The organism is Bradyrhizobium cytisi, assembly GCF_008123515.1.
Classification (GTDB): Bacteria; Pseudomonadota; Alphaproteobacteria; order Rhizobiales; family Xanthobacteraceae; genus Bradyrhizobium; species Bradyrhizobium cytisi.
The window spans coordinates 1-18,669 of sequence record NZ_VSSR01000090.1 but is presented as its reverse complement, the minus strand read 5'-3'; the positions used below and the strand labels follow the sequence as shown (position 1 = coordinate 18,669).

At 60.3% G+C, this 18,669-nt stretch carries 22 protein-coding genes; 9 read left to right on the top strand and 13 right to left on the bottom strand.

All coding sequences use genetic code 11. From position 1 onward, the window contains the following. The first annotated feature begins 165 nt into the window (after positions 1 to 165). A complete protein-coding gene (locus FXB38_RS39255; RefSeq protein WP_246230497.1) occupies positions 166 to 888 on the top strand; it encodes a recombinase family protein in 723 nt (240 codons plus the stop codon). Between the two features lie 147 nt (positions 889 to 1,035). Here the strand turns inward: FXB38_RS39255 and FXB38_RS39250 are convergent, their stop codons facing one another. From FXB38_RS39250 to FXB38_RS43305, 6 genes are all read right to left on the bottom strand, one after another. Beyond that, positions 1,036 to 1,329 (bottom strand): hypothetical protein, encoded by a 294-nt coding sequence (locus tag FXB38_RS39250; RefSeq protein ID WP_148756265.1) that lies wholly within the window; start codon positions 1,327 to 1,329, stop codon positions 1,036 to 1,038. A 286-nt stretch (positions 1,330 to 1,615) separates the two neighbouring features. After that, the gene (locus FXB38_RS39245; RefSeq protein WP_148756264.1) at positions 1,616 to 2,038 is read right to left on the bottom strand and encodes a hypothetical protein; all 423 of its coding nucleotides are present in this window, start codon (positions 2,036 to 2,038) and stop codon (positions 1,616 to 1,618) included. Beyond that, complete coding sequence (locus tag FXB38_RS39240; protein ID WP_148756263.1) at positions 2,035 to 3,540, bottom strand: DEAD/DEAH box helicase; 1,506 nt, start codon at positions 3,538 to 3,540, stop codon at positions 2,035 to 2,037. Before FXB38_RS39240 ends, FXB38_RS39245 begins: the two co-directional genes overlap by 4 nt. Then, complete coding sequence (locus FXB38_RS39235; protein ID WP_148756262.1) at positions 3,537 to 4,376, bottom strand: bifunctional DNA primase/polymerase; 840 nt, start codon at positions 4,374 to 4,376, stop codon at positions 3,537 to 3,539. Before FXB38_RS39235 ends, FXB38_RS39240 begins: the two co-directional genes overlap by 4 nt. Before the next feature lie 4 nt (positions 4,377 to 4,380). Then, the gene (locus FXB38_RS39230; protein WP_187435463.1) at positions 4,381 to 5,481 is read right to left on the bottom strand and encodes a DNA polymerase III subunit beta; all 1,101 of its coding nucleotides are present in this window, start codon (positions 5,479 to 5,481) and stop codon (positions 4,381 to 4,383) included. A 1-nt stretch (position 5,482) separates the two neighbouring features. Continuing rightward, the gene (locus FXB38_RS43305) at positions 5,483 to 5,665 is read right to left on the bottom strand and encodes a hypothetical protein (RefSeq protein WP_187435462.1); all 183 of its coding nucleotides are present in this window, start codon (positions 5,663 to 5,665) and stop codon (positions 5,483 to 5,485) included. Positions 5,666 to 5,767: 102 nt separating this feature from the next. Here FXB38_RS43305 and FXB38_RS43300 point away from each other — a divergent pair, with 102 nt between their 5' ends. Then, the gene (locus FXB38_RS43300) at positions 5,768 to 5,923 is read left to right on the top strand and encodes a hypothetical protein (RefSeq protein WP_187435461.1); all 156 of its coding nucleotides are present in this window, start codon (positions 5,768 to 5,770) and stop codon (positions 5,921 to 5,923) included. Between the two features lie 203 nt (positions 5,924 to 6,126). Here the strand turns inward: FXB38_RS43300 and FXB38_RS39225 are convergent, their stop codons facing one another. From FXB38_RS39225 to FXB38_RS39215, 3 genes are all read right to left on the bottom strand, one after another. Further along, a complete protein-coding gene (locus FXB38_RS39225) occupies positions 6,127 to 6,360 on the bottom strand; it encodes a hypothetical protein (protein ID WP_148756260.1) in 234 nt (77 codons plus the stop codon). A gap of 85 nt (positions 6,361 to 6,445) precedes the next feature. Next, complete coding sequence (locus FXB38_RS39220) at positions 6,446 to 7,339, bottom strand: hypothetical protein (protein ID WP_148756259.1); 894 nt, start codon at positions 7,337 to 7,339, stop codon at positions 6,446 to 6,448. A 166-nt stretch (positions 7,340 to 7,505) separates the two neighbouring features. After that, positions 7,506 to 7,979, bottom strand: a complete 474-nt coding sequence (locus FXB38_RS39215) for a hypothetical protein (RefSeq protein ID WP_246230496.1) — start codon at positions 7,977 to 7,979, stop codon at positions 7,506 to 7,508. Positions 7,980 to 8,107: 128 nt separating this feature from the next. Here FXB38_RS39215 and FXB38_RS39210 point away from each other — a divergent pair, with 128 nt between their 5' ends. Genes FXB38_RS39210 through FXB38_RS39195 form a run of 5 tightly spaced genes read left to right on the top strand, consistent with a single transcriptional unit; the run spans position 8,108 to position 9,203 of the window. Further along, positions 8,108 to 8,338 carry a hypothetical protein gene (locus FXB38_RS39210; protein WP_148756258.1) on the top strand — a complete coding sequence of 77 codons (231 nt, stop codon included), beginning with the start codon at positions 8,108 to 8,110 and terminating at the stop codon, positions 8,336 to 8,338. After that, complete coding sequence (locus FXB38_RS44750) at positions 8,328 to 8,453, top strand: hypothetical protein (RefSeq protein ID WP_283812815.1); 126 nt, start codon at positions 8,328 to 8,330, stop codon at positions 8,451 to 8,453. The genes FXB38_RS39210 and FXB38_RS44750 overlap by 11 nt, the downstream gene beginning before the upstream one ends. Further along, positions 8,450 to 8,752, top strand: coding sequence for a DNA-directed RNA polymerase subunit alpha C-terminal domain-containing protein (locus FXB38_RS39205; protein WP_148756257.1), 303 nt, complete (start codon positions 8,450 to 8,452; stop codon positions 8,750 to 8,752). The genes FXB38_RS44750 and FXB38_RS39205 overlap by 4 nt, the downstream gene beginning before the upstream one ends. Further along, positions 8,749 to 8,931, top strand: a complete 183-nt coding sequence (locus FXB38_RS39200; protein ID WP_148756256.1) for a hypothetical protein — start codon at positions 8,749 to 8,751, stop codon at positions 8,929 to 8,931. Before FXB38_RS39205 ends, FXB38_RS39200 begins: the two co-directional genes overlap by 4 nt. After that, positions 8,931 to 9,203, top strand: coding sequence for a hypothetical protein (locus FXB38_RS39195; protein ID WP_148756255.1), 273 nt, complete (start codon positions 8,931 to 8,933; stop codon positions 9,201 to 9,203). Before FXB38_RS39200 ends, FXB38_RS39195 begins: the two co-directional genes overlap by 1 nt. Here FXB38_RS39195 and FXB38_RS39190 read toward each other — a convergent pair. Beyond that, entirely contained in the window at positions 9,200 to 10,552 is a 1,353-nt protein-coding gene (locus FXB38_RS39190; protein WP_148756254.1) for a transposase, read from the bottom strand. The two genes, FXB38_RS39195 and FXB38_RS39190, sit on opposite strands and share 4 nt — an antisense overlap. Positions 10,553 to 10,840: 288 nt before the next feature. Here FXB38_RS39190 and FXB38_RS39185 point away from each other — a divergent pair, with 288 nt between their 5' ends. Next, complete coding sequence (locus FXB38_RS39185) at positions 10,841 to 11,482, top strand: DUF2865 domain-containing protein (protein ID WP_187435460.1); 642 nt, start codon at positions 10,841 to 10,843, stop codon at positions 11,480 to 11,482. Positions 11,483 to 11,977: 495 nt separating this feature from the next. Here FXB38_RS39185 and FXB38_RS39180 read toward each other — a convergent pair whose 3' ends face one another. Both FXB38_RS39180 and FXB38_RS39175 read right to left on the bottom strand, forming a co-directional pair. After that, entirely contained in the window at positions 11,978 to 12,751 is a 774-nt protein-coding gene (locus tag FXB38_RS39180) for a C13 family peptidase (protein ID WP_148756253.1), read from the bottom strand. 589 nt (positions 12,752 to 13,340) lie between these two features. Then, positions 13,341 to 14,618, bottom strand: coding sequence for a L,D-transpeptidase (locus tag FXB38_RS39175; RefSeq protein ID WP_246230494.1), 1,278 nt, complete (start codon positions 14,616 to 14,618; stop codon positions 13,341 to 13,343). Positions 14,619 to 14,869: 251 nt separating this feature from the next. On the opposite strand from FXB38_RS39175, the gene FXB38_RS39170 reads away from it, so the two are divergent. After that, positions 14,870 to 16,009 carry a lysozyme family protein gene (locus tag FXB38_RS39170; protein WP_246230493.1) on the top strand — a complete coding sequence of 380 codons (1,140 nt, stop codon included), beginning with the start codon at positions 14,870 to 14,872 and terminating at the stop codon, positions 16,007 to 16,009. Positions 16,010 to 16,786: 777 nt separating this feature from the next. On the opposite strand, the gene FXB38_RS39165 is transcribed toward FXB38_RS39170, so the two are convergent. Further along, a complete protein-coding gene (locus tag FXB38_RS39165) occupies positions 16,787 to 18,577 on the bottom strand; it encodes an adenylate/guanylate cyclase domain-containing protein (RefSeq protein WP_148756251.1) in 1,791 nt (596 codons plus the stop codon). Positions 18,578 to 18,669: the final 92 nt, after the last annotated feature.

The following is an 18,669-nucleotide window of genomic DNA, read 5'->3' as shown; positions in this document are numbered from 1 at the left end:
AGCAGCAACGAAATCACGATGGGTCTGCCAAACGCAGCGCGCCCCGATATGGCAAAAATGAATCGCCGCGATTCCGAAAACGCGCATCGTACAGATTCTAAACGGACGTATAGATAACTACAGCGGCTTTCTAAGAGGTATCCCGTGACTCCCGAGCGTCCCCTTGTGACTTACTTGCGTGTTTCCCGACCAAAGCAAGGTCGCTCAGGTCTCGGTCTCGAGGCGCAGCGCGCTGCGCTGGCCAACTTTGCTCAAGCCGAGCGCTTCCACATCATGGATGAGTTCGTCGAGGTCGACTCCGGCAAGGGTCATGACGCGCTTGAGCGCCGCCCAGTGCTTAGAGCCGCTATGGCCAGGGCCAAGAAGGCCAAGTGTCACCTGGCCGTCGCCAAGCTGGACCGCCTCAGCCGCGACGTGCACTTCATCAGCGGCCTCATGGTGCATCGGGTGCCGTTCGTGGTTGCTGAGCTGGGGCCGGACGTTGATCCGTTCGTGCTGCACTTGTTCGCCGCACTGGCCGAGAAGGAGCGTACGTGGATTGCGACGCGGACGCGGGATGCGCTTGCTGCCGCGAAGGTGCGCGGGGTCAAACTTGGCAATCCGGCCCTCAAGGACGCCCGCGAACTGGCCATCCAGCAAAATCGACAGGCTGCCAACGCCCGCGCACTCCAGGTGCTGCCTCTCATCAAGAAAATTCAGGCAACTGGAGCCAAATCGCTCCGCGAGATCGCTGATCGATTGAATGATCAGCGTATCGCAGGCCCCCGTGGCGGCGCGTGGTACGCGAGCAGCGTCAAAAACGTCTTGGCTCGGGGGCTTCAGGATGTCCCGCACGCCGGCCCAGTCGGCGCCCCGCAATCATCGTCCGCCGCTCCCACATCATCGTAAAACCTGAAGATCACGACATCGGCGCCTCGATCCTCTGGATGAGCCGCGTAATGGCAATGCAGCGCGGCGTCCGGATCTTGATGATAGCCACGGCTGACCTGTACGACCTTGAACGGGCGGCCCTGCTGACTCTGGTTTTCGATCACGTCAACTGCGTGTGAAAGCCGGTGGATGGATGATGCGGTGACCATTGACGTTCTCCATTGCGCGCGACAGCACGTCCAGCCTCTGCTGCACGTCGGTCAGCATCTCAGCCTCAAGGCACGCGCGGACCTCTTTCAGAACATAAACAAAGCGGGTCATTTCGTCGGATCGGATCTTTCCGTTCAATCCGAGCCGATAGAGCCGGGCCATCTCCCCCCGCACGCCGGCAAGCGTGTCCAGCGGCATCTTGTTGCGGGGTGTAAGGACCTCGGCGTTTGGCTTATCGCTCAATGACATCAGACCAGTTCATTGGGTGTAAGCCAGTATAACGCAATTCGTCCCAAGCCGCTAACACAAGACCGTAGCAATGGTCGCTGTATTCGCCCTGCACAGGAGCGATAACGCTTTCGTCGGAGTATCGGACATCAGGTGCCGGTCTCATGGGAGAGACTAATGGGCTCATGGGTGAAACCATGAAGTCTCACGGATGAGACCATAGGCCCTCCTACGGTCTCGTGGGTGAGACCAGGTCCGGTCTCGTGGGTGAGACCAGGTCCGGTCTCGTGGGTGAGACACTCTTAAGCTATCCATCTGTACCCCTCTCTGCACTCTCTCCGCAGGTACGGAGCGGGGGGATGTCTGCGGTAGCCCAGGTCTCGAACTCACGAGAGGCGGGCTGGCCGGTGAGATCGCATCTGAATTCGGTGAGCCGCCAATCAGTGGCGCGGCGATTGAGGTCGAAGCGCCCCTTGGTCGTGGCGACGATAAAGCCGCGGTCTTGCAAGGCGATCATAGCTCGAGCGGCAGTCGCCCTCGAAACCTGGATTGACCGCGCCGCCTCTCGTGTCGAGAAACCGATGCTGCCGTTATTGTTGCCCCGGTAAAGCATGGCGAGCTCAAGGTAGATCGCGCGCGCGTTTCCGTCGAGGCTCCGCCAAGCGTTGGTCTGCATCATGCGGTGGGTGAGCCGGATGTAACGCTCGGTTGCGCTGCGCTTCGCTTTCAAGCGGATTTCCTCCTCCGCGCAAAGGCGATCATTCGCGATCTCACCCAGCGCCGGACCTCGAGCGATGGCTCGACCGGCATGGGCCGTGCGCCGTGGGGCGGCCAGTCGCCGAACTTCTTGCGGTACTGGTGTGCAACCCATCCTGGCTTGTAGCCACGCTCTGCCGCGATTCCGGCAAGCATGCCATGCCATTCGTCGCGGGTGCGGAGATCGTCAGGACTGGACTGCGCCCTGCGGCTGGAATCGACTAGGCCAAGATCACCGTCGATCACTCCGACGGCGCGCGGCGCTGGCGCCGGCAAATAACCGCAGGTAAGACAGGCCATACCCCCGACGCGAGCGGTTCCGCATTCCGGGCACTCGGCGATCTTCGGTCCGCCCGGCTGATCGCCCTTGCGGGCGGCGTGGGTCGGGTTCTCAGCCTTATGGTCGAGATCGAGCGTCCATTCGATGAAGTCTTCGGCGAAGCCAAGTCGGAAAGTAGCTCCAGAGTGATCGATGACGATGCAATTAGACTTGTCCGGTGCCGGCCGCAGCCCTCGGCCGATCATCTGGCGGAAGAGGCCGATTAGCTTCGTGGGCCTCGCCAGGATGATGCAGCCGAGCACCGGCATGTCCCAGCCCTCGGTCAGTACCATACAGTTGGTGACAACATCGAGTTCGCCGGAGTTCAGCCCCGCAAGGGTTGCATCGCGTTCATCCATCGGCGTCGTGCCATCAATGTGCTCGGCGCGGATGCCAGAGGCAACGAACTCATCGCGGATGTGGATCGAATGACGGACGTTGGTGGCAAAGCAGACCGTTTTGCGCCGCTCGCCGAACTTGATCCAGTTGGTGACGATGTCACCGACCAGTTGCGGCCGATCCATGCGGTCGGCAAGATCCGCCTCCACGTAATCACCGTGCCGGACGCGAACGCCACGCAGGTCAGGATCGACCGGCGCGTAGACGCGGGTCGGGACCAGAAAGCCGAGTTCAATGAGATCGCCCACCTGGGGGCACTGGATCATGATTTGAAAGACGTTGCCGAGGCCGCGGCCGTCGCCGCGACACGGCGTGGCAGTGAGCCCGAGCAGAATAGCTTTCGGATAACGCTCGATGATGGATCTGTAGCTGTTCGCCACGACGCGATGGCATTCATCGACGATGACGAGCCCCGCCTCTGGCAATTCCATGATGCCCGCCTTGATGGCACGCCGATGCAACGTCTGGACGCTCGCCACCTGCACCATCTCGAGCGGGCGCGGTTGGCCTCCGGGCCAGATGACACCATGCGGGATGCTGCGAAGCCTTTTGCTGGTCTGCGTGAGGATCTCGCGGCGGTGGGCCAGAAACAGCGAGCCGCAGCGATCACGGCGGGCTTGCTCGATGATCGTGCGCGCGATCACGGTTTTCCCCGCGGCGGTTGGCGCCACGAGGAGGATCCTGCGCTGTCCCGCGTCGACGGCGCGCCAGAAATCGGCGATCACCTGGGTCTGGTACGGACGCAGTACCTCGGTCATGACGCGCCTCGCGATCTCGGATGCTGGCTTCCGGCCGTGCGGGCGGATTGGATTGTGGCCCGCACGCCGTTCCAGCCGTCGTCCTGGGCGAGGCCATTCGCCAGACAAGCCTGCCGGAGCGACTCGACGACCTCGCCCTCGGTGAGCTCGCCGCCGGCGACCAGTCTGAACAGGTTGAAGGCCGCCCTGTTGAGCGCGTCATTTCGCGAGCCGCGCGGGGTTGCGGCGAGGATCGCGATCTCATCGCGCAGCGCGGCCTGGCCGTAGGCGCGACTGTTGGCGGAGCCGAACGGACGGGTCACCGCGATCGGGGCCTCGCTCATCGATTGCATCGGTTTGATGCGAGCCGCGACGATCAGCCAGACCGGCGCCGCGGCCAATGGCGTCCGCGAATCTTCGAAGGCGTAGATGTGGCCAGATTGGTGGATGGACGGCGGTGCGACTACGTAGCCGCCATCGGCGCGAATATCGAGGGCGTCACCGATCCGGCCTGCCGAGGACGGGATCGCCCCGGGATATGCAAACCACACATGGCGGCCGCGTTTAGTAAACACGACCCGCGTTTTTGGCATGGGTCCGTGCTTGGCCTCGAGCGAGTGCAGACTCGCCTCGCCCTTGTCGCCGTCGATGTCGAGCACCCAGAGACCGGAAGGCGCTCCAGTGGGAATTCCGATGTTCCGATCGGGGTCGGTCCAAAAGCGGCGGATGGTTGCCGGATTGGTGGTCGCGGCATGAAAGCCGCGTGCAACGGCCGGTGTTTTGCCGCGCGGCACAATTGGGAACACCGGCAGCCCCTGCGCGGCGTAGTCTAGGGCGGCGAGAAGCAATTCGCCCATGGCATCACCCAACCCTGAGCGACGACTGAAAGGCCGCGAAACTAGCGTCGTCGGGATCGGTGACCGCGATGATACTGTCCGCGTCCTTAGTGGCTAGTCTTATGCTGTCGCCCCGCACCGATCCGACGAGATCGAGGAGGTGCGGAAGCTGGATCGCGGTAACGGCATCGCCAACGGCCTCGGCGGTGAGATCCTCAACGTTATCGTGCGAGTTCAGTCGCAGCCCATCAGCGCCCCAGCGCAATATCACCCTTTGCGTTTTGACGAGCGGATCGGCGACGGCCTTGAAGCGGGCGAGCGATTCCGAAAGGGTGGTGCGATCGACGAGTACGGAGTTCGGCCTCTCGCCCGCGGTCGCGCGCTCGCAATCGGGAAACGTCGCGTCTATCAATTTGGTGGCAAGCGCGAAGTTCGCACCATCCAGTCCAAACAACCGATCGGATCGCCGCAGAACGACTTTGCCGGTTGCATTGGTAAGCAGGCGAACAATGATTTTCGCCACGTCGCAGTGAACGATCAGCGAGCGATCGACGGAGAGCGATGTTGCCGCCGGGGTGCAAACGAAGCAGGCGCGCACGCCATCACTGGCACCTGCGACAAGATTCGTGGCGGCGTTGTACAGGCAGATACCGCGGAAAACGTACCGCGCCTCTTCCTGCGTGATCGCGAATGCTGGGCGCGCAAACAGGTCACGCGCGATCTTGGCCTCTAGCTCGATTGCGCCGGTGATCTCGCCAAGTCCGAACATCTGCGGCAGATCTACGAGCGGAATAACCGGCAGTCTGAATCTCGACCTGCCCAAGCTGATGGTTGCGCCCTTGTCGTCGGCCGCGATCGTGATTTCGGCGTCGGCAGGCAAATGACGCACCAGGCTTGACAGCCGCTCCAACGGCACCGCCATCTCACCCTCGGCCGAGGCCTCGACCCCGGTCCTGATGGAGCCGTCGATGCTGGTCGCGGCGACGGAAAGACAGTCGCCGTTGGCGGTGAGCCGGACGGCTCCCAACGCGGGAGTGCGCTGGCTTTCGCGCTCGCGGACTGGAAGTGCAGCAAGGCCTAGCGCGGCTGCCAGCGAGCCGCTCAGGGTTTTGATGAGGCCGGCCATTTTAGCGGCTCTCGATCTTCGAGATGACGAGATGGCACCCGGAGCAGACGAAGCGTGCCTCGCCTCGATCGAGCAGCTCAACATCCTGCGCGCGCAGTTCAGTCCCGCAGTGCGGGCAATGCACCCCGGCAGCCAAGGTCACGACGGCATCCAGGTGGAACGCGGTAAACGGCTTGTTACGCATCGGCGTGTCCTCCAAAACGCAAGGGCGCCATTTTCCCGATGGCGCCCTTCCGGCTAACTACGACGTGAGCTTCTTGATGAGGAGAGCAACTCCATCGAAATCATGCGCCGCGAGTTCAAGAAACTCGTCCGCAAAAGTGTCGAAGTAGTCCGCAACGTCAGCAACGCCGGTGAGTGCCTGGAGCTCACCTTCGATCGCATCGCAGACGGCAACGAGGCGATCCCCGACTTCCCTGGCGCGCTTAAAAATCTCCAGTAAGCGCCGACCTTTGACAGGTGATCGCCAGGTCCGATAGTAAAGCTGGGCATAGGACTGTCCTTTCTTGAATGATCAGGTGCATCTGGTTTGCGACACACCTGCACCTGGTCGGCTCCGCTCCTTTCACGCAATAGTTCGCCTCAGCCGAGCGGCGATCTGCCTCGGCGAAACTCAGATCGAAATTTTTAGTGCGCCGGCGCCGATTACTCGGCGGCGGTCTCGCGCTCGCGCCGCCAAGCCGCAGCAGCCTCGCGCGAGATCAGCACGCGAGTACCGACGTTGAACGTCAGCGGCATCAGACCCTGCGGCCTCAATTTGTAAAAGAGCTGAGGGCTGATGCGGTGACGCGCGCAGAATTCATCGACGCTGTAAGCGTCGGGTTGATCGACCGGACTCGCATGCGTCGTCTTGCGACCGGTCACTTCGGGGCGGGCCATACTTCGTCCTACCTGCTCGAAAAGACAGATGGAGGAATATGACGCAGCATGGACCCGCAAGGCCAACACGCAAAAACGCAATTGGCTATTTGCGTTTTTGCGTTTTTGCTTGTTTCTGCCGGCCCCGTGCGCGGGCTACGGAGTCGATCGAAGGTCGTTTCCAGGAATTCTTTTCAAAAATCGGCTCTAAAAGCTCTTGGATTTTTTTATTGGGGAGACGGAGCGGTGTGCCAACCGGAAACAGCTCGCGCAGGGCCTCCTTTACTCGGGCGACTTGCGTTCGAGGCACCGTCGTCGTGACCGGCTCACCGCTTGCGCGCCACAGACGCAATAGATCGCTCTGCGGATGAGTTACTGAGGTGAAGGGCTCAGGTCGGCTGAGATCGACATACCTCAGCACGTCTCGTCCCCCTTCTTCGCGCAATAGAAGGTAAACCCATTCGCGCGATGGAATCTCCACGACCGCACCGTTGGCGTCGCGACCCAAGGCGGTCAGAAGATCCTTCGACGACGCCTGCCACAGTTCTGTCACCGCTTCTCGGATCGTCATGACCGCAGTCGACGGAAGATTGCCGCGAATCCGTAAAAGTTGTTCTAGTCGCGCCAAGCGGCCGACAGTCGGCGCGAGTCTCGTCTCGAGAAAATATCCCGCGCGTTTGACGGGCCGGCCGGTTTCGTCTGAGCGGTCTGTCCACTTGCGATAGACCCAATGAACACAAGCCGAACAAAACTCAGGATCTTGCTCTCTGACCAATCCAAAATCACGCCACGCGATCCACGCCACCGACATCGGGATTGACCAGTGAGACTTTAGTTTTGGATCGAAGCGAGGCAGATCAGGCCTTCGTTCGAAGGGGTCGAGACCATGGGCAGCGGCCGCCTCCTCCGCCTGTTCCTTCGTGATGTCGCCGCGCTCAACCTGCTCGAGCAGACGGTCACGCAGCACATCTGGATCAGTGTCATCTAGGTCGTCGGCCATTCGCGCGCACCTCGCGAGCACCTGTGAGGAGCGCGGAAACCGGCGGTGCGAGCCGATTTGTCGGGAGCTACCCTATCCGCGCCGATGGACAGCTTAACGTGCTGGCCCGGTTCCCTACAGAGATCATTTTGGCTACCGCGGCTGCTTAGCTCAGGATTATCATCCCTCACCGCACCATCGCGATGACGTTGTCATCGGCTGCCGCAATCTCTGACAACAGCCCGACGCGCGCGATGTCATCGACGGAATGCTCGGTGATGAACCTCGAATAATGCTTTTCGATCATGGCGACGCTGGTGTTGTGCAGCGACGCCACCAGCCTGATCGGCACATTTCGCAGCAGCATGCGGACGATGCTGGAGTGTCGCAGGCAGTACATCGTCACCTCGGCGGGATCGAGCCTGATGGCGGTGACGACCTTATCCACTTGGCGATGATAGTTCTGGCCCGGATTATTATCCCAAACGCTTCCGTCGCTTTGCAACAGCAGCGGAGCATCGACGGCACGACCTCTTGCCGCCAGCTTCAGCCGTACAGCCAATTGCACCGTAATCGGCACGCTGTAGCGCTCGGCCTTTTTCGCACTGCGGTTTCTGCCGCCGCCCTTGGCCGACTTCGGCATCATCAGCTTCGGACGCAACGGATGGCCATACATTCAAGGCAGCTGACGCAATGAGCACCCCCTATGCGAAAGCAATCTCTGGCGTTGCGGCCCGCGATGAGATCACGCGGCTGCTGCGGCGATTCGGTTGCGAGCAGATCGGCTTCATGGACGATTATCAGCAGCACGAGGTGCTGCTCGCCTTCAAGCACCGGGGCCGCCAGATGCAGCTGCGCGCCAGCGCCAAAGGCTGGGCCGCGCTGTATCTGAAAGAACATCCTTACAACTACCGCCACAAGGGCGGCGAGCAGCAGCACAGCGAAGGCCCTCGCGCAGGGGCAGGTCGCGATCAATTCGATTCTACGCGATTGGGTCAAGGGCCAGATCATGGCGATTGAGACCGGCATCCTGTCATTCGATGCGGTCTTCCTGCCTTTTCTGCTCACAGCCGACGGCCGCACGGTCTCCGAGCGCGCCGATCAGCTCGGGCTGTTACCAGCGAGCGAAGCATGACGTTCATCACCGAAGTGGAGGAGATTATGAGCCAGCAGACCACTGAAGCCACAACCTTGGCATCACTTGCCGAGCGAGCCGCCGCCGATAGCGCATGGTGGAAGGCACCGGATCAGCGCAACGCACTGGAGTTGCCGACGCGCGTGCTCCATGTGCTGGACAATGCCGGGATCACGACCATCGAGCAGCTCAAGGCGGCGGGCCCGACCCGGCTCCGTAAGCTCGACGGCATCGGCAAGCTCGGCTTTCAGCAGATCGTTGATCTGTTGCGAGCGCTCGACGACGAGAACGGCGAATGATGACCGGCAAGCAGATGTTCGTGCGCTCGGTTTTGACGGCGGCTCTGCCGTTCGTGCTGGCATGGGCATTTGCTGCCGAGCTTTGGCGCGGCCTGCGATCCGCGGTGCGGTATGCATCGCTTGAAGTCCGCGCGAACCTCGCGAGCTATCGCGAGCTGATGGATAGGGAGGATTTGTAGTGCGTGATCTGAACCAGCGCATCCGGCATCTGGAGCTGCCGGATCGCATGAAGCGCCTGCCGCTCAACTCGCAAGGATATCCGGTCCCGTTCTTCGTGCCCTACGTCAACGGTGAGCCCGAGTTTCGCGGATTCGACGGAGAGAAGATGGTGATCTGCGTGCGGTACAAGCGATGCTGGCTGTGCGGTCAGCCGCTCGGCAAGTTCATGGTGTTCGTGATCGGGCCGATGTGCGCCGTCAATCGGGTCAGCGCCGAACCGACCGCCTCTTAGGTCGGCTTTGGCTGCGGCGTTGGGATCAGCTTGGCTGGCTTGCGGAGGTTCTGGGCGGCTGCAGCGAGAAGGAACTCGTCACGGGCGCCGTTAGGTCCACGTAGTCGCAGTCGGTCTAGCCTGAGAATGCGTTTGAGGTGAGCGAACAACATTTCGACCTTCTTGCGCAGTCGTCGATACGTTCGACCTTCCCAGGAGTTGGCAATCGTCCGCGCTCTGTCGCGGGCCTTCTCGTGAATCGATCGAGGCACCTTTCGAGCCGGCGTATTCGGGCAGCAGCTTGGTTTCAAAGCGCAAGCGTCACAGTCAGCCTTGCTCGCTCGATAAAGCAACGTCTCGCCGTCATTCACGCGCGTCCCTGTTGTGGTCAGCGTCTTACCGCCAGGACAGACATAAACGTCGACGGCTGGATCATAGTTGAAGTCCTCTCGTGCGAAGCTACCGTCCTTACGTGCCGATTTGTCGAACACGGTCACATGCGGCTCGATGCCGTGTTCATCGACCAGCCAGCCCAGCATGGCGGCCGAACCATAGGCGCTGTCACCGAGGAGTCTGGACGGGTGGAGAGCGAAGTTCTTCGCGGTTCGCTCGATCATGCGCTTGGCGGCGAGAACGTCCGCCTGCCGGATCGCCGTGGTCGGCTCCACGTCGACAATGATCGCGTTCTCCACATCGATCAGATAGTTGGTAGAGTAGGCAAAGAAAGCTTGTCCACCATGAGCGCCGGTCCAGCGTGCGGCTGGATCGGCCGGTGATATGAACTTGGGGACGACCTCGGTCGCCGCCCCAAAAGCCGCATCGTCCAAGACGTCTAGATACTCGTCGATGGCACGGCTTGCAGCTTGTGGGGGCAACCCCTTCTCGCCCTCGACGCCGTTTTGCCGGTTCGCATCGGCCTTGATCAAGCTTGCATCGACCGCAAAGCTTTCGCCGCCAACCAGCCCCTCGTCGATGCAGCGGCGCAAGATGGCCTCGAACAGCTGGCGCAGCAGATCACTGTCGCGGAAGCGGCCATGTCGGTTCTTTGAGAAGGTCGAGTGATTGGGCACGTCACCATCGAGCCCAAGGCGGCAGAACCAGCGGTATGCTAGGTTGAGGTGAACCTCTTCGCACAAGCGCCGCTCCGAACGGATGCCGAAGCAATAACCGACCAACAGCATCCGGATCATCAGTTCGGGGGCAATCGAGGGACGCCCAATTGCGCTGTAGAAGGGAGCCAGCTCTCGCCTCAACCCGTCGAGGTCTACGAACCTGTCGATCGATCTCAATAGATGATCGGCCGGAACGTGCCGCTCGAGCGAAAACTCATAGAACAATGCGGCCTGCTCAACTCGCTGATGTCCCATCATGATTCAGCCCTCTTGCAACGACTGAATCAGCGAATGTCAGCTCACGCAACCGAAGACTTTTTCAACAAAATCGGCCCGAACCGGACTTCGGTCGGTTTCAACGCGGCGCGAACTCTGGGGGATCACGGCTCCGACGGCGTCCCATAACGGCCGAAATGTGGCGCTTGCCGTGCTCACTCGCCTATTTCTTTTCCCTTCTCCGCCCAGGTTAGAGCGCGTTTCGTATCCAAGATTGCCGCAAGCGCCCTTAGTGCTGAAGAGAGTTCGTTGCGTCCGGTGGAGCAAGCGATGCGTACCGAATTGTCCTTTCAGCGCAAGCTGCGCCGCACGCTTGTTGCTGTCGCCATCGTTGGCCCCGTGGTGCTGACGCCCGAAATGAGTGCGGCCGAAGGCCTGCTTGATTTCTTTTTCGGTGCCGGGCAGAAGCAACAGCAGCAGACCTCGTCTTTCAACGACAATCCGCAATCACCACCGCCGCGGCCCGTCGTCGTAAGCGCGGGACCTGCCTTCTGCGTGCGCAGTTGCGACGGCAAATATTTTCCGCTGATGCGCGGCGCGGCCTCGCCGGCGCAGATGTGCCAAGCCTTCTGTCCGGCAAGCCCGACCAAAGTTTTCTTCGGCTCCAGCATCGACAGAGCCTATGCCGCAACCGGCGAACGATATGCCGATAGCGAAAACGCCTTTGCTTATCGGAAGGCGCTGCGAGCCGATTGCACCTGCAACGGCCACAATCCCGCCGGTCTTGCGTCAGTCGATCTCGCGATGGACGGCTCGTTACGCTCGGGCGACGCGGTCGCTACCGCTGACGGGTTCGTCGCCTATTCCGGCATACGGGTCGGCAACGACCACAACCCAGATTTCACGCCGTTAGCGTCTTCCGAGTTGACTCGCACGCCGCTTCCGGCGAAGCCGGTGCCCGCGCGCGACTAGCGCGTAGATGCGGATTGATGTTGCAATCAATGTCCGACGATCAACTCTTGCAGAGCTTCTTCCGTTGTTGGCCCGTTTGAGACGTGCCCGGCTGCTCTGAGAATGTCCGTTCACCGGGGTACACCCGAAGTCGCCAAGTTCCGGCCAAACCGACGCGAATGACCCATAGCGGGCTTAGCCAAGTTCGCTATCGAGAGCGCCGTCGCGCACTCTCTTACAAGCGTCCAACAATTGTTGTCATGCGTTTGCCCCATACTCTTCACTTCATCAGTCCGCACCTTGAGCGGCAAAGCGTCGCTAGATCGTGAGAAAGGCCGGCTGGCGCTACGCCGCCGACCTTGTCCTGCAACTGCCGGCTCGCAGGGCCGGTTCCGCTGCGTTTTATCCGGATTTATAGGTAGCACCGAGCACTTGGTTAGGGCCATTGAGCGCGGTATGAAGTGACCATACTTAAGTAGGCTTGGACTCGTGAATTGGGATCAGTCGACCAAGTGTTTAATGGCGTGAAGGTTGGCGGCTTCCGTTGATGCGTGCGACAAGCAATGGCTGCACGTTTTCACCACCTACCATGAGTGGGTTCGACGGCTCGAACTGCTCCCGCAGTTCTCGCTTACGGACAAGCAGGCGCGCATCGAGAAACGCATCCTTTAGGCTTACGGCTCGCCTGAGCGCGACGTTAAAAAAAGCATCACCGAAATAGGTCCACTTTGCCTTATCCTGACAGCCGAACGACGGGTGATTGGCATCGGCCGCGGTGATGACCAGCACATCGGGGTTCGCGAGACGTTGGATGAAGACCCCGGAATAGCAAGCCGAGATGACCACCACCTTGTGTCGCACACCAGTCTTCGCGAGTATGCCAGCGAGACGAGACGGCGTCAGCGTTTGCGTGAGCCGCCCCGCCTTGATCGCAAGGCCGTCGGGAGAGCCATGCGAGGTGAGAATCAGAAAGAGAACATCTTTCTCGGCATCCAGGCGGTTGGCTGTAACCTGCAACGACCTGGTCAGGGCTTCGATCGTTGCACTTCCGCCTTCCTTCGAATTGTATTGGACGTCGATCGCGCCAGTCTCGAAACGGCCCGCTACGACTTGAGCTGCGCCAGTCGCCTCCGCTCTAAACACGCCTTGATCGCCGAAAAGGCCAAAGGACACCACGCCAACCTTTCGAGCATCCTCAATAGCGCGTACCGGCGAAACCAACGGCCCGACGATCAAAATTAAAGCGACGAGCGGCGCGCAGAGCCGCCTGATCCAAGACTGAGAGGTCATGCAAAACCTCGTTTCGAGATCGCCGCTACAGAATTGCGGCCCAATACAAAATAGCGGAGATACAGTGAATTTCCATCAGTCGGAACCGTATCTCTCCCAGCCACGCTCACGCTTCTATGCGATGTATGAGAGCATGCAATTCGTCCTGGAGAGCGATCTCTACGTCAGCAAGCCAGACGGGGTCGCGTCAATGTGCGCGACACTTTGGCAGGCGCCTAGTCGACTGCACGAACCGCGATAGCTCCCGATCGGGCAGCCCTAAAATTCTGCCGGTCATTAACCTCAGACGGCGAGTCGCCTGGGTGGAAGTCCCGGCATCGCTTCTCGCCCCGGGCGAACGACTGAACTGCACAAGGCTCGTCAATTCGGCTCATAGCTCATTTGAGACCTTGCGATGGCTACTAAAGATGTCAGCTCACCGGGGTCGACGGGAAGTAATCGCGGGAAGGATAAACCGGCGCGATTGACCCTTAGCGGACCTCGCGCCGCTTTGGCTTGGGTGCGGACATCAAGTTGCACCAGAATTGCGGTCGAACAAATCCAGCGGGTTGCGTAGCGGCGTCGTTTGTTGGCGGGTTGCGTCGCCGCATCAATGCGTTACTACGATGAAATCCGTGTCTTTTCCCGTCTCCTGGCTAATTCCGTTGTCGGAAACAATCAACGAAGAGGCCGGCGTCAGGAGTTCAGAGATCTGCTCGACCGTATCCTGGGGCATTTCGATACGGTTGAGCGCAGCGTTGGCTTTGTCGGGTAACGGTCCCGGCACGGTTTGCTTCGCGGGCGCTTCTCGCCCTTTCGTGGCAGCCTCGGACATACGCGGCAATTCCTCTGGAATCGACACGACGCTCCAGCGAATAGCCGTTCCCTCGTTCTGGAATTCCATTGCGGTAAACACGTGCGTTCCCAGCGGTTCCTCCGGATTTTCGATCTTGACTGGGACATCAAACAACGGCGTGAAGCCCTGGCGCACGAACAGCTTGCTCAACTTACGACTGACGAAGATGGAGATCGGGACAATCTTTTTAGGCGCGCTTGCGGCGGGAGCCGAGCCCGGCACTTGGAGGTTGGCGGCTTCTGGAGTCTCGGCGTTTGACACCAGTGTTCCCTGCGTTGCCGCGGCTGCACCGATGCTCTTGGTTGCGACGGTGGCACTCTGGAATTCGGACGAGCCGAACGCAGCTTTCGGTTGAAAAAGATGCGGATTGGTTATCTCGACCGGCTGGACATCACCATGCGCAATGATCACGCGCGTGCCGCGCTTCGTGAGATGCCAGAGTCGAACGGCAAAATTATTTTCCAAACGGATGCAGCCGTGTGACGCCGGATGCCCAGGCACGACACCGGCGTGCAACGCTATCCCTGACCAGGTGATGCGTTGCATGTAGGGCATGGGGGCGGCGCTATAAATATTTGAACGGTGCCATCGTTGTTTGCTGATGACGCTGAACACGCCGAGGGGCGTAGGATGCCCCTCTCTTCCCGTGGACACTGAGGAGCGTGCAATCAGGGCCCCGTTGTCAAAAAGCGAGACCCGTTGGTCTGCTATCGAGATGATGATCTGGAGCGGGCCCTTCGGAAGGGGCTCGGGCCGAGCGCTCTTCGCCGTTTCAGAGTTTGTCTGCCGGTGGTGGTGCTTGTGTTTGTACGGAGCGTATTGGCTTCGCCAGAACGCGTGTTGGGGTCCAAACAGAAATTGAGCGTGCGCGATCCCCGGAGGGAGCATGAAAATGGCGAGTACAGCGGTTGTTATCGCGCGCTGCATTGCTGGTAGTTCCTTAACGAACATCGCCCGGTCCCATAGGCGCGATTCCATCGTTTCGAGACGATGCGCGAAGCCAACGCCTGATGCGTCATCCTGACAGCGCAACAAGCCTCTCCTCCAAATCTGGTCGCAGTGGGTCGAAAATTGGACCGTAATCACAATTAGGGTGCGAGTTGCCGTTGAGACGGGCGCAAGTGCTTGCGATCGACGCGTTGCAATCGGGCAACATGCTTTGGAAATATTGACGAGCGGCCGTCTGCGCCATTGCGCGACCCACATTGATCCCAAGAATGAGCCTCTTCGCATGCTTGGCTTTTCTACACGGCTCCGGCGGAGCCTATGGAGGCGACAGCATCATGAACCCGCGGCGATTTACGATAGTGGCGCCGACGTTTTGCGGAACGGTCGTTCTCGCGGGGTGGATCGTTGGCTGGCTGGCTGGCTTCGGTTCGGCCGGCACCGAGAACGCCCGCGCGGTGCCAATCCAAGACCGCGCAGCATCTCTCGCCGACAACGCCAGGCTCGCGGATGAACCGCAGGCAATCGCAATGGGCAACGCCGTTGTCGCTAGCATCGTTGTCGCGAACACCGCTGTCGCTAGCGCCGAAGTGACGACGGCCGCCGAAGCCGCGGTGGGGACGGCCACCGACGCGACGGCGGCCTCGGATAAGTCGGAATCGATTGTCGTGGCCGCGTTGCCCGATCCGTCTCAGACGCTGTCGGCCGATTTACCACCTGTGCAGGAATCCGCGGACCCGGGCCACCGTGATGCCGCGCAACTGGTGCCGACAACGTGCGGTGCATCCGGCGGTGTGTCCAACTTGGGGCGGCAGGATTTCAGGTATCTCATTTGTTATGTCTGGTCCGAACTGCCGCCTGCCGAGAAGCCGGCTGCGATCGTCTTGCGTTCGTTCAAGGACATCCCGGTCGGAACGCCGGTGGAAGAGATCAAGCGCGCGTCCGACGCTTTCGGTCTGGATTTCACTTTCATGAAGGCGGTCGCCAAGGTCGAGTCCGGTTTCGACCCCAAGCAACGCACCGGGTCGTATATCGGGCTGTTCCAGCTGAGCAAATACGAGTTCGGCAAATTCGGCTCCGGAGACATTCTCAATCCCCGCGATAATGCCGTTGCGGCAGCCTACAAGATCATTACTGAAGGCATTCTGTTCGAGTGGGTGACGCACAGGAAGCCGGACTTGAACGACCTCTACCTGATCCATCAGCAGGGCTGGGAAGGCGCCGCGGAGCACCTCAGCCAACCCAATCGCATCGCCTGGAAATCGATGTGCGCCAGCAGCGAAGGCAGGGAGAAGGGCGAAAAATGGTGCAGGCGCGCAATCTGGGGCAATACGCTTCCGGCCGTCAAAGGGGTGTGGAAATCGGTGGAGAAGCTGACGTCGGAGGCGTTCGTCGGAATGTGGCGCGAGCGAGTTGCTTATTTCTATTCGAAATACATGACCACCGCCACCGCCGATGCCGAGCGGGCGCACCAGTAAATTTCCGTTGAGTAGTTGACAGGAGTTGCCGCACCCGCGGGCGAGCGGGGCCTCACCGCCGCCGGTCGCGCGGATGCACTTTACGTCGTCAACGACGCGCTCGGGTCGTGCTAGCGAGGCGATCGATCAGGTGCCGATGTCTGCTTGTGTGAAGGGTTTCGGATGCCGGCCCCATGACGGTGTTGCCGCGCACACGGGGCCGGCGTCCGAAAGCCTCCAAAGGAGGAAACCGCGCTGGGGGGACGTAGGACGATGCCGAGTGATCGAGCTAGTCGCGTCAAACAACCTTCAGACGATCAGGACGATCACTTATGGGGATTTAATGTTTGGCGGCACCTGTACTTTCAATGGCTTGGCTATAGCAAAAATACCACACCACACAATCTAAACGTGAGCTCCTCGATATTTGAAGGCCATGGGGCAAACTGATCTCTAGCGGCTGGAAAGCCCCTGGGGCTATCAGAGCCGAAACTGTTTCGAGCTGCTCGTCAAGAGCATCACCGCATTTGTAACTCTGCTTACGTCGAGATTCCTGGACTGGGTCCAACTAGCGCGACGTTGCACACAATCGCGATCGAGGGTTCGAGTTGGCTCTTGTGCAATGGTGGTGCTCCGCCACGAACTTCCAGATCAGCACGTCCTCGATCATCGGATCATCGCCAGCTACGGGCTAATTGCCCCGCTCGTCACGATGAGCTGTCGCCTATTGCTTCGCCGTGTCGCCAGCCGCGGTGTTCTACCGCGCGAGCGGTTTAGTCCTCTGACCCAACTCCGGTATCACCCCTCTGGCACCCCGGCCAAGCTCAGCCCCTCATAGAGGCGCTCCCGTCCGGCGAGGTAAATCGGATTGCCGCTTGGTAGGTGGGTGCGCGCGCGGCGAATGGTGAAACTGGGATTAAGGGCAAGTGCTGTCCGCGCCGCGCGGTTCGCCTCGTCAACCGCTCCAAGGCGCGCCAACGCAGCAGCCAGCCAAAAATGCACGAGCGAATGATTTCGATTGGCCTCAATGCTGCGGCGTAGCCAAGCCACTGCTTCCTCGTTAGCATCAAGAAGAAATTTGGACATGCCAACGATCATCAGCCAAACATATGAACGGACATCGCGTGGAGATAACCGAAGCGCCTCCTGAACGTAGGCTTCAGTTTCCGCTGCACGGCCGACGTACACTTTGGCGAGACCGATCCAAGCGTGAGCATGGGCCAAATTGCGATCGAGCACCAGCGCCCGTTCACATTCAGCAATACCTTGAGTCGCGCGGTTCGTTAGAACGAGGACGATGCCCAATCGCAGGTGCGCCAACGCATGCTGAGGAGCCAGCGACAGAACCTTGTTCAAGGTCGCCTCAGCCGCCGCGAGGTGCGGGGCTGGGTCGTCAGTTAACAAGGCGGTAACAGTTGCCTCATCCAAACCTGCTCTACCTACCAGCGCCTCAATGCAACCGGAGTCTAGTGCCAAAGCCCGTTCAAAAAAGCCGCGCGCCTGCGTTAGGTACTCTGAGGTAGTCCCCCTGTTTGCGAAAGCGATGCCTTGGAAATACAGGTCCATCGCGTCGGGGTTTAGGGAGTGCTCGGCTCGCCGCGCCTCGGCTGCAATGAGCTCAGCATCTAGCGCATTGGCCAGTCGGGCGACGATTTCGTCCTGCATATCGAACAGATCCGCGATGGGCTTATCGAACCGTTCGGCCCAAAGGTGATTGCCACTTTCGGCATCGACAAGCTGCACGTTCACCCGAAGGCGGTTACCGCTTCGCTGGACCGAACCTTCGAGCACATAGCGAACGTTCAACTCACACCCGATCTTCTTGAGGCCGACCGTCTTGCCCTTGTACGTGAAAGCGGTGTATCGGCCGATCACGAATGAACCGGATATGCGCGACAAGTCGGTGGTCAGGCTCTCGGTCACGCCGTCAACGAAATAGTCCTGCTCCGGATCGCCACCGAGGTTGGCGAAAGGCAGCACAACCATGGAAAGGCGAGGTGGCGAGAGGGAGCCCGGGGCTGCGCGTTCGGCCTGCATCAACGGGCTGGGATTATCCCAGACTACAGCATAAGGCCGCACGGGGCGGTCAATGTTTTTGAGTGTCTGTTCGCCCAGATCGGCGAACTCGACCCCCACCTTGCCCCGGACATAATCGTGCGCAGAAGACGAGATACAGATGCCGCCCGGCTGTGCGAGGCTCTCGAGCCGTGCCGCGATGTTGACGCCATCCCCGAAGATGTCATGCGGCTCAACGATTACGTCACCAATATTAACGCCAACGCGGAAGGCAATGCGCCTTTCTTCGACTTCATCGGTTGTAAGCTCCTTGATGCGGGCTTGGAACTGCACCGCCGCTCGGACCGCTTCGACTGCGCTCGGAAATTCTGCCAAGAACCCATCGCCGGTGTTCTTCACGATGCGGCCGCCATGGTCCGCTATCGCGGGCTCCACAGCGTCCGCGAGAAGCGCTGTCAGCTTCGCATGCGTCGCCTCTTCGTTGTGGTGCATGAGCCGCGAATAGCCAGCCACGTCAGCAGCCAATATCGCCGACAACTTGCGCTCAATCCGGGCTGGGCGATCTTGCACCATAGCAGTCGGCCTCTCGGGTCCGAGTTATACGACAGACTTGGTAAAATGCCTACTCAAGCGGAAGTCGGTTTTTGTGAAGGTTTTCGGATGCC

Coding starts and splice junctions, on each gene's coding strand:
- FXB38_RS39250 (WP_148756265.1), bottom strand. CDS start 1,329: ATGTCATTGAGCGATAAGCCAAACGCCGAGGTCCTTACACCCCGCAAC.
- FXB38_RS39240 (WP_148756263.1), bottom strand. CDS start 3,540: ATGACCGAGGTACTGCGTCCGTACCAGACCCAGGTGATCGCCGATTTC.
- FXB38_RS39235 (WP_148756262.1), bottom strand. CDS start 4,376: ATGGGCGAATTGCTTCTCGCCGCCCTAGACTACGCCGCGCAGGGGCTG.
- FXB38_RS39230 (WP_187435463.1), bottom strand. CDS start 5,481: ATGGCCGGCCTCATCAAAACCCTGAGCGGCTCGCTGGCAGCCGCGCTA.
- FXB38_RS43305 (WP_187435462.1), bottom strand. CDS start 5,665: ATGCGTAACAAGCCGTTTACCGCGTTCCACCTGGATGCCGTCGTGACC.
- FXB38_RS43300 (WP_187435461.1), top strand. CDS start 5,768: ATGCGCCGCGAGTTCAAGAAACTCGTCCGCAAAAGTGTCGAAGTAGTC.
- FXB38_RS39225 (WP_148756260.1), bottom strand. CDS start 6,360: ATGGCCCGCCCCGAAGTGACCGGTCGCAAGACGACGCATGCGAGTCCG.
- FXB38_RS39220 (WP_148756259.1), bottom strand. CDS start 7,339: ATGGCCGACGACCTAGATGACACTGATCCAGATGTGCTGCGTGACCGT.
- FXB38_RS39210 (WP_148756258.1), top strand. CDS start 8,108: ATGGACGATTATCAGCAGCACGAGGTGCTGCTCGCCTTCAAGCACCGG.
- FXB38_RS44750 (WP_283812815.1), top strand. CDS start 8,328: ATGGCGATTGAGACCGGCATCCTGTCATTCGATGCGGTCTTCCTGCCT.
- FXB38_RS39205 (WP_148756257.1), top strand. CDS start 8,450: ATGACGTTCATCACCGAAGTGGAGGAGATTATGAGCCAGCAGACCACT.
- FXB38_RS39200 (WP_148756256.1), top strand. CDS start 8,749: ATGATGACCGGCAAGCAGATGTTCGTGCGCTCGGTTTTGACGGCGGCT.
- FXB38_RS39190 (WP_148756254.1), bottom strand. CDS start 10,552: ATGATGGGACATCAGCGAGTTGAGCAGGCCGCATTGTTCTATGAGTTT.
- FXB38_RS39185 (WP_187435460.1), top strand. CDS start 10,841: ATGCGTACCGAATTGTCCTTTCAGCGCAAGCTGCGCCGCACGCTTGTT.
- FXB38_RS39180 (WP_148756253.1), bottom strand. CDS start 12,751: ATGACCTCTCAGTCTTGGATCAGGCGGCTCTGCGCGCCGCTCGTCGCT.
- FXB38_RS39170 (WP_246230493.1), top strand. CDS start 14,870: ATGAACCCGCGGCGATTTACGATAGTGGCGCCGACGTTTTGCGGAACG.
- FXB38_RS39165 (WP_148756251.1), bottom strand. CDS start 18,577: ATGGTGCAAGATCGCCCAGCCCGGATTGAGCGCAAGTTGTCGGCGATA.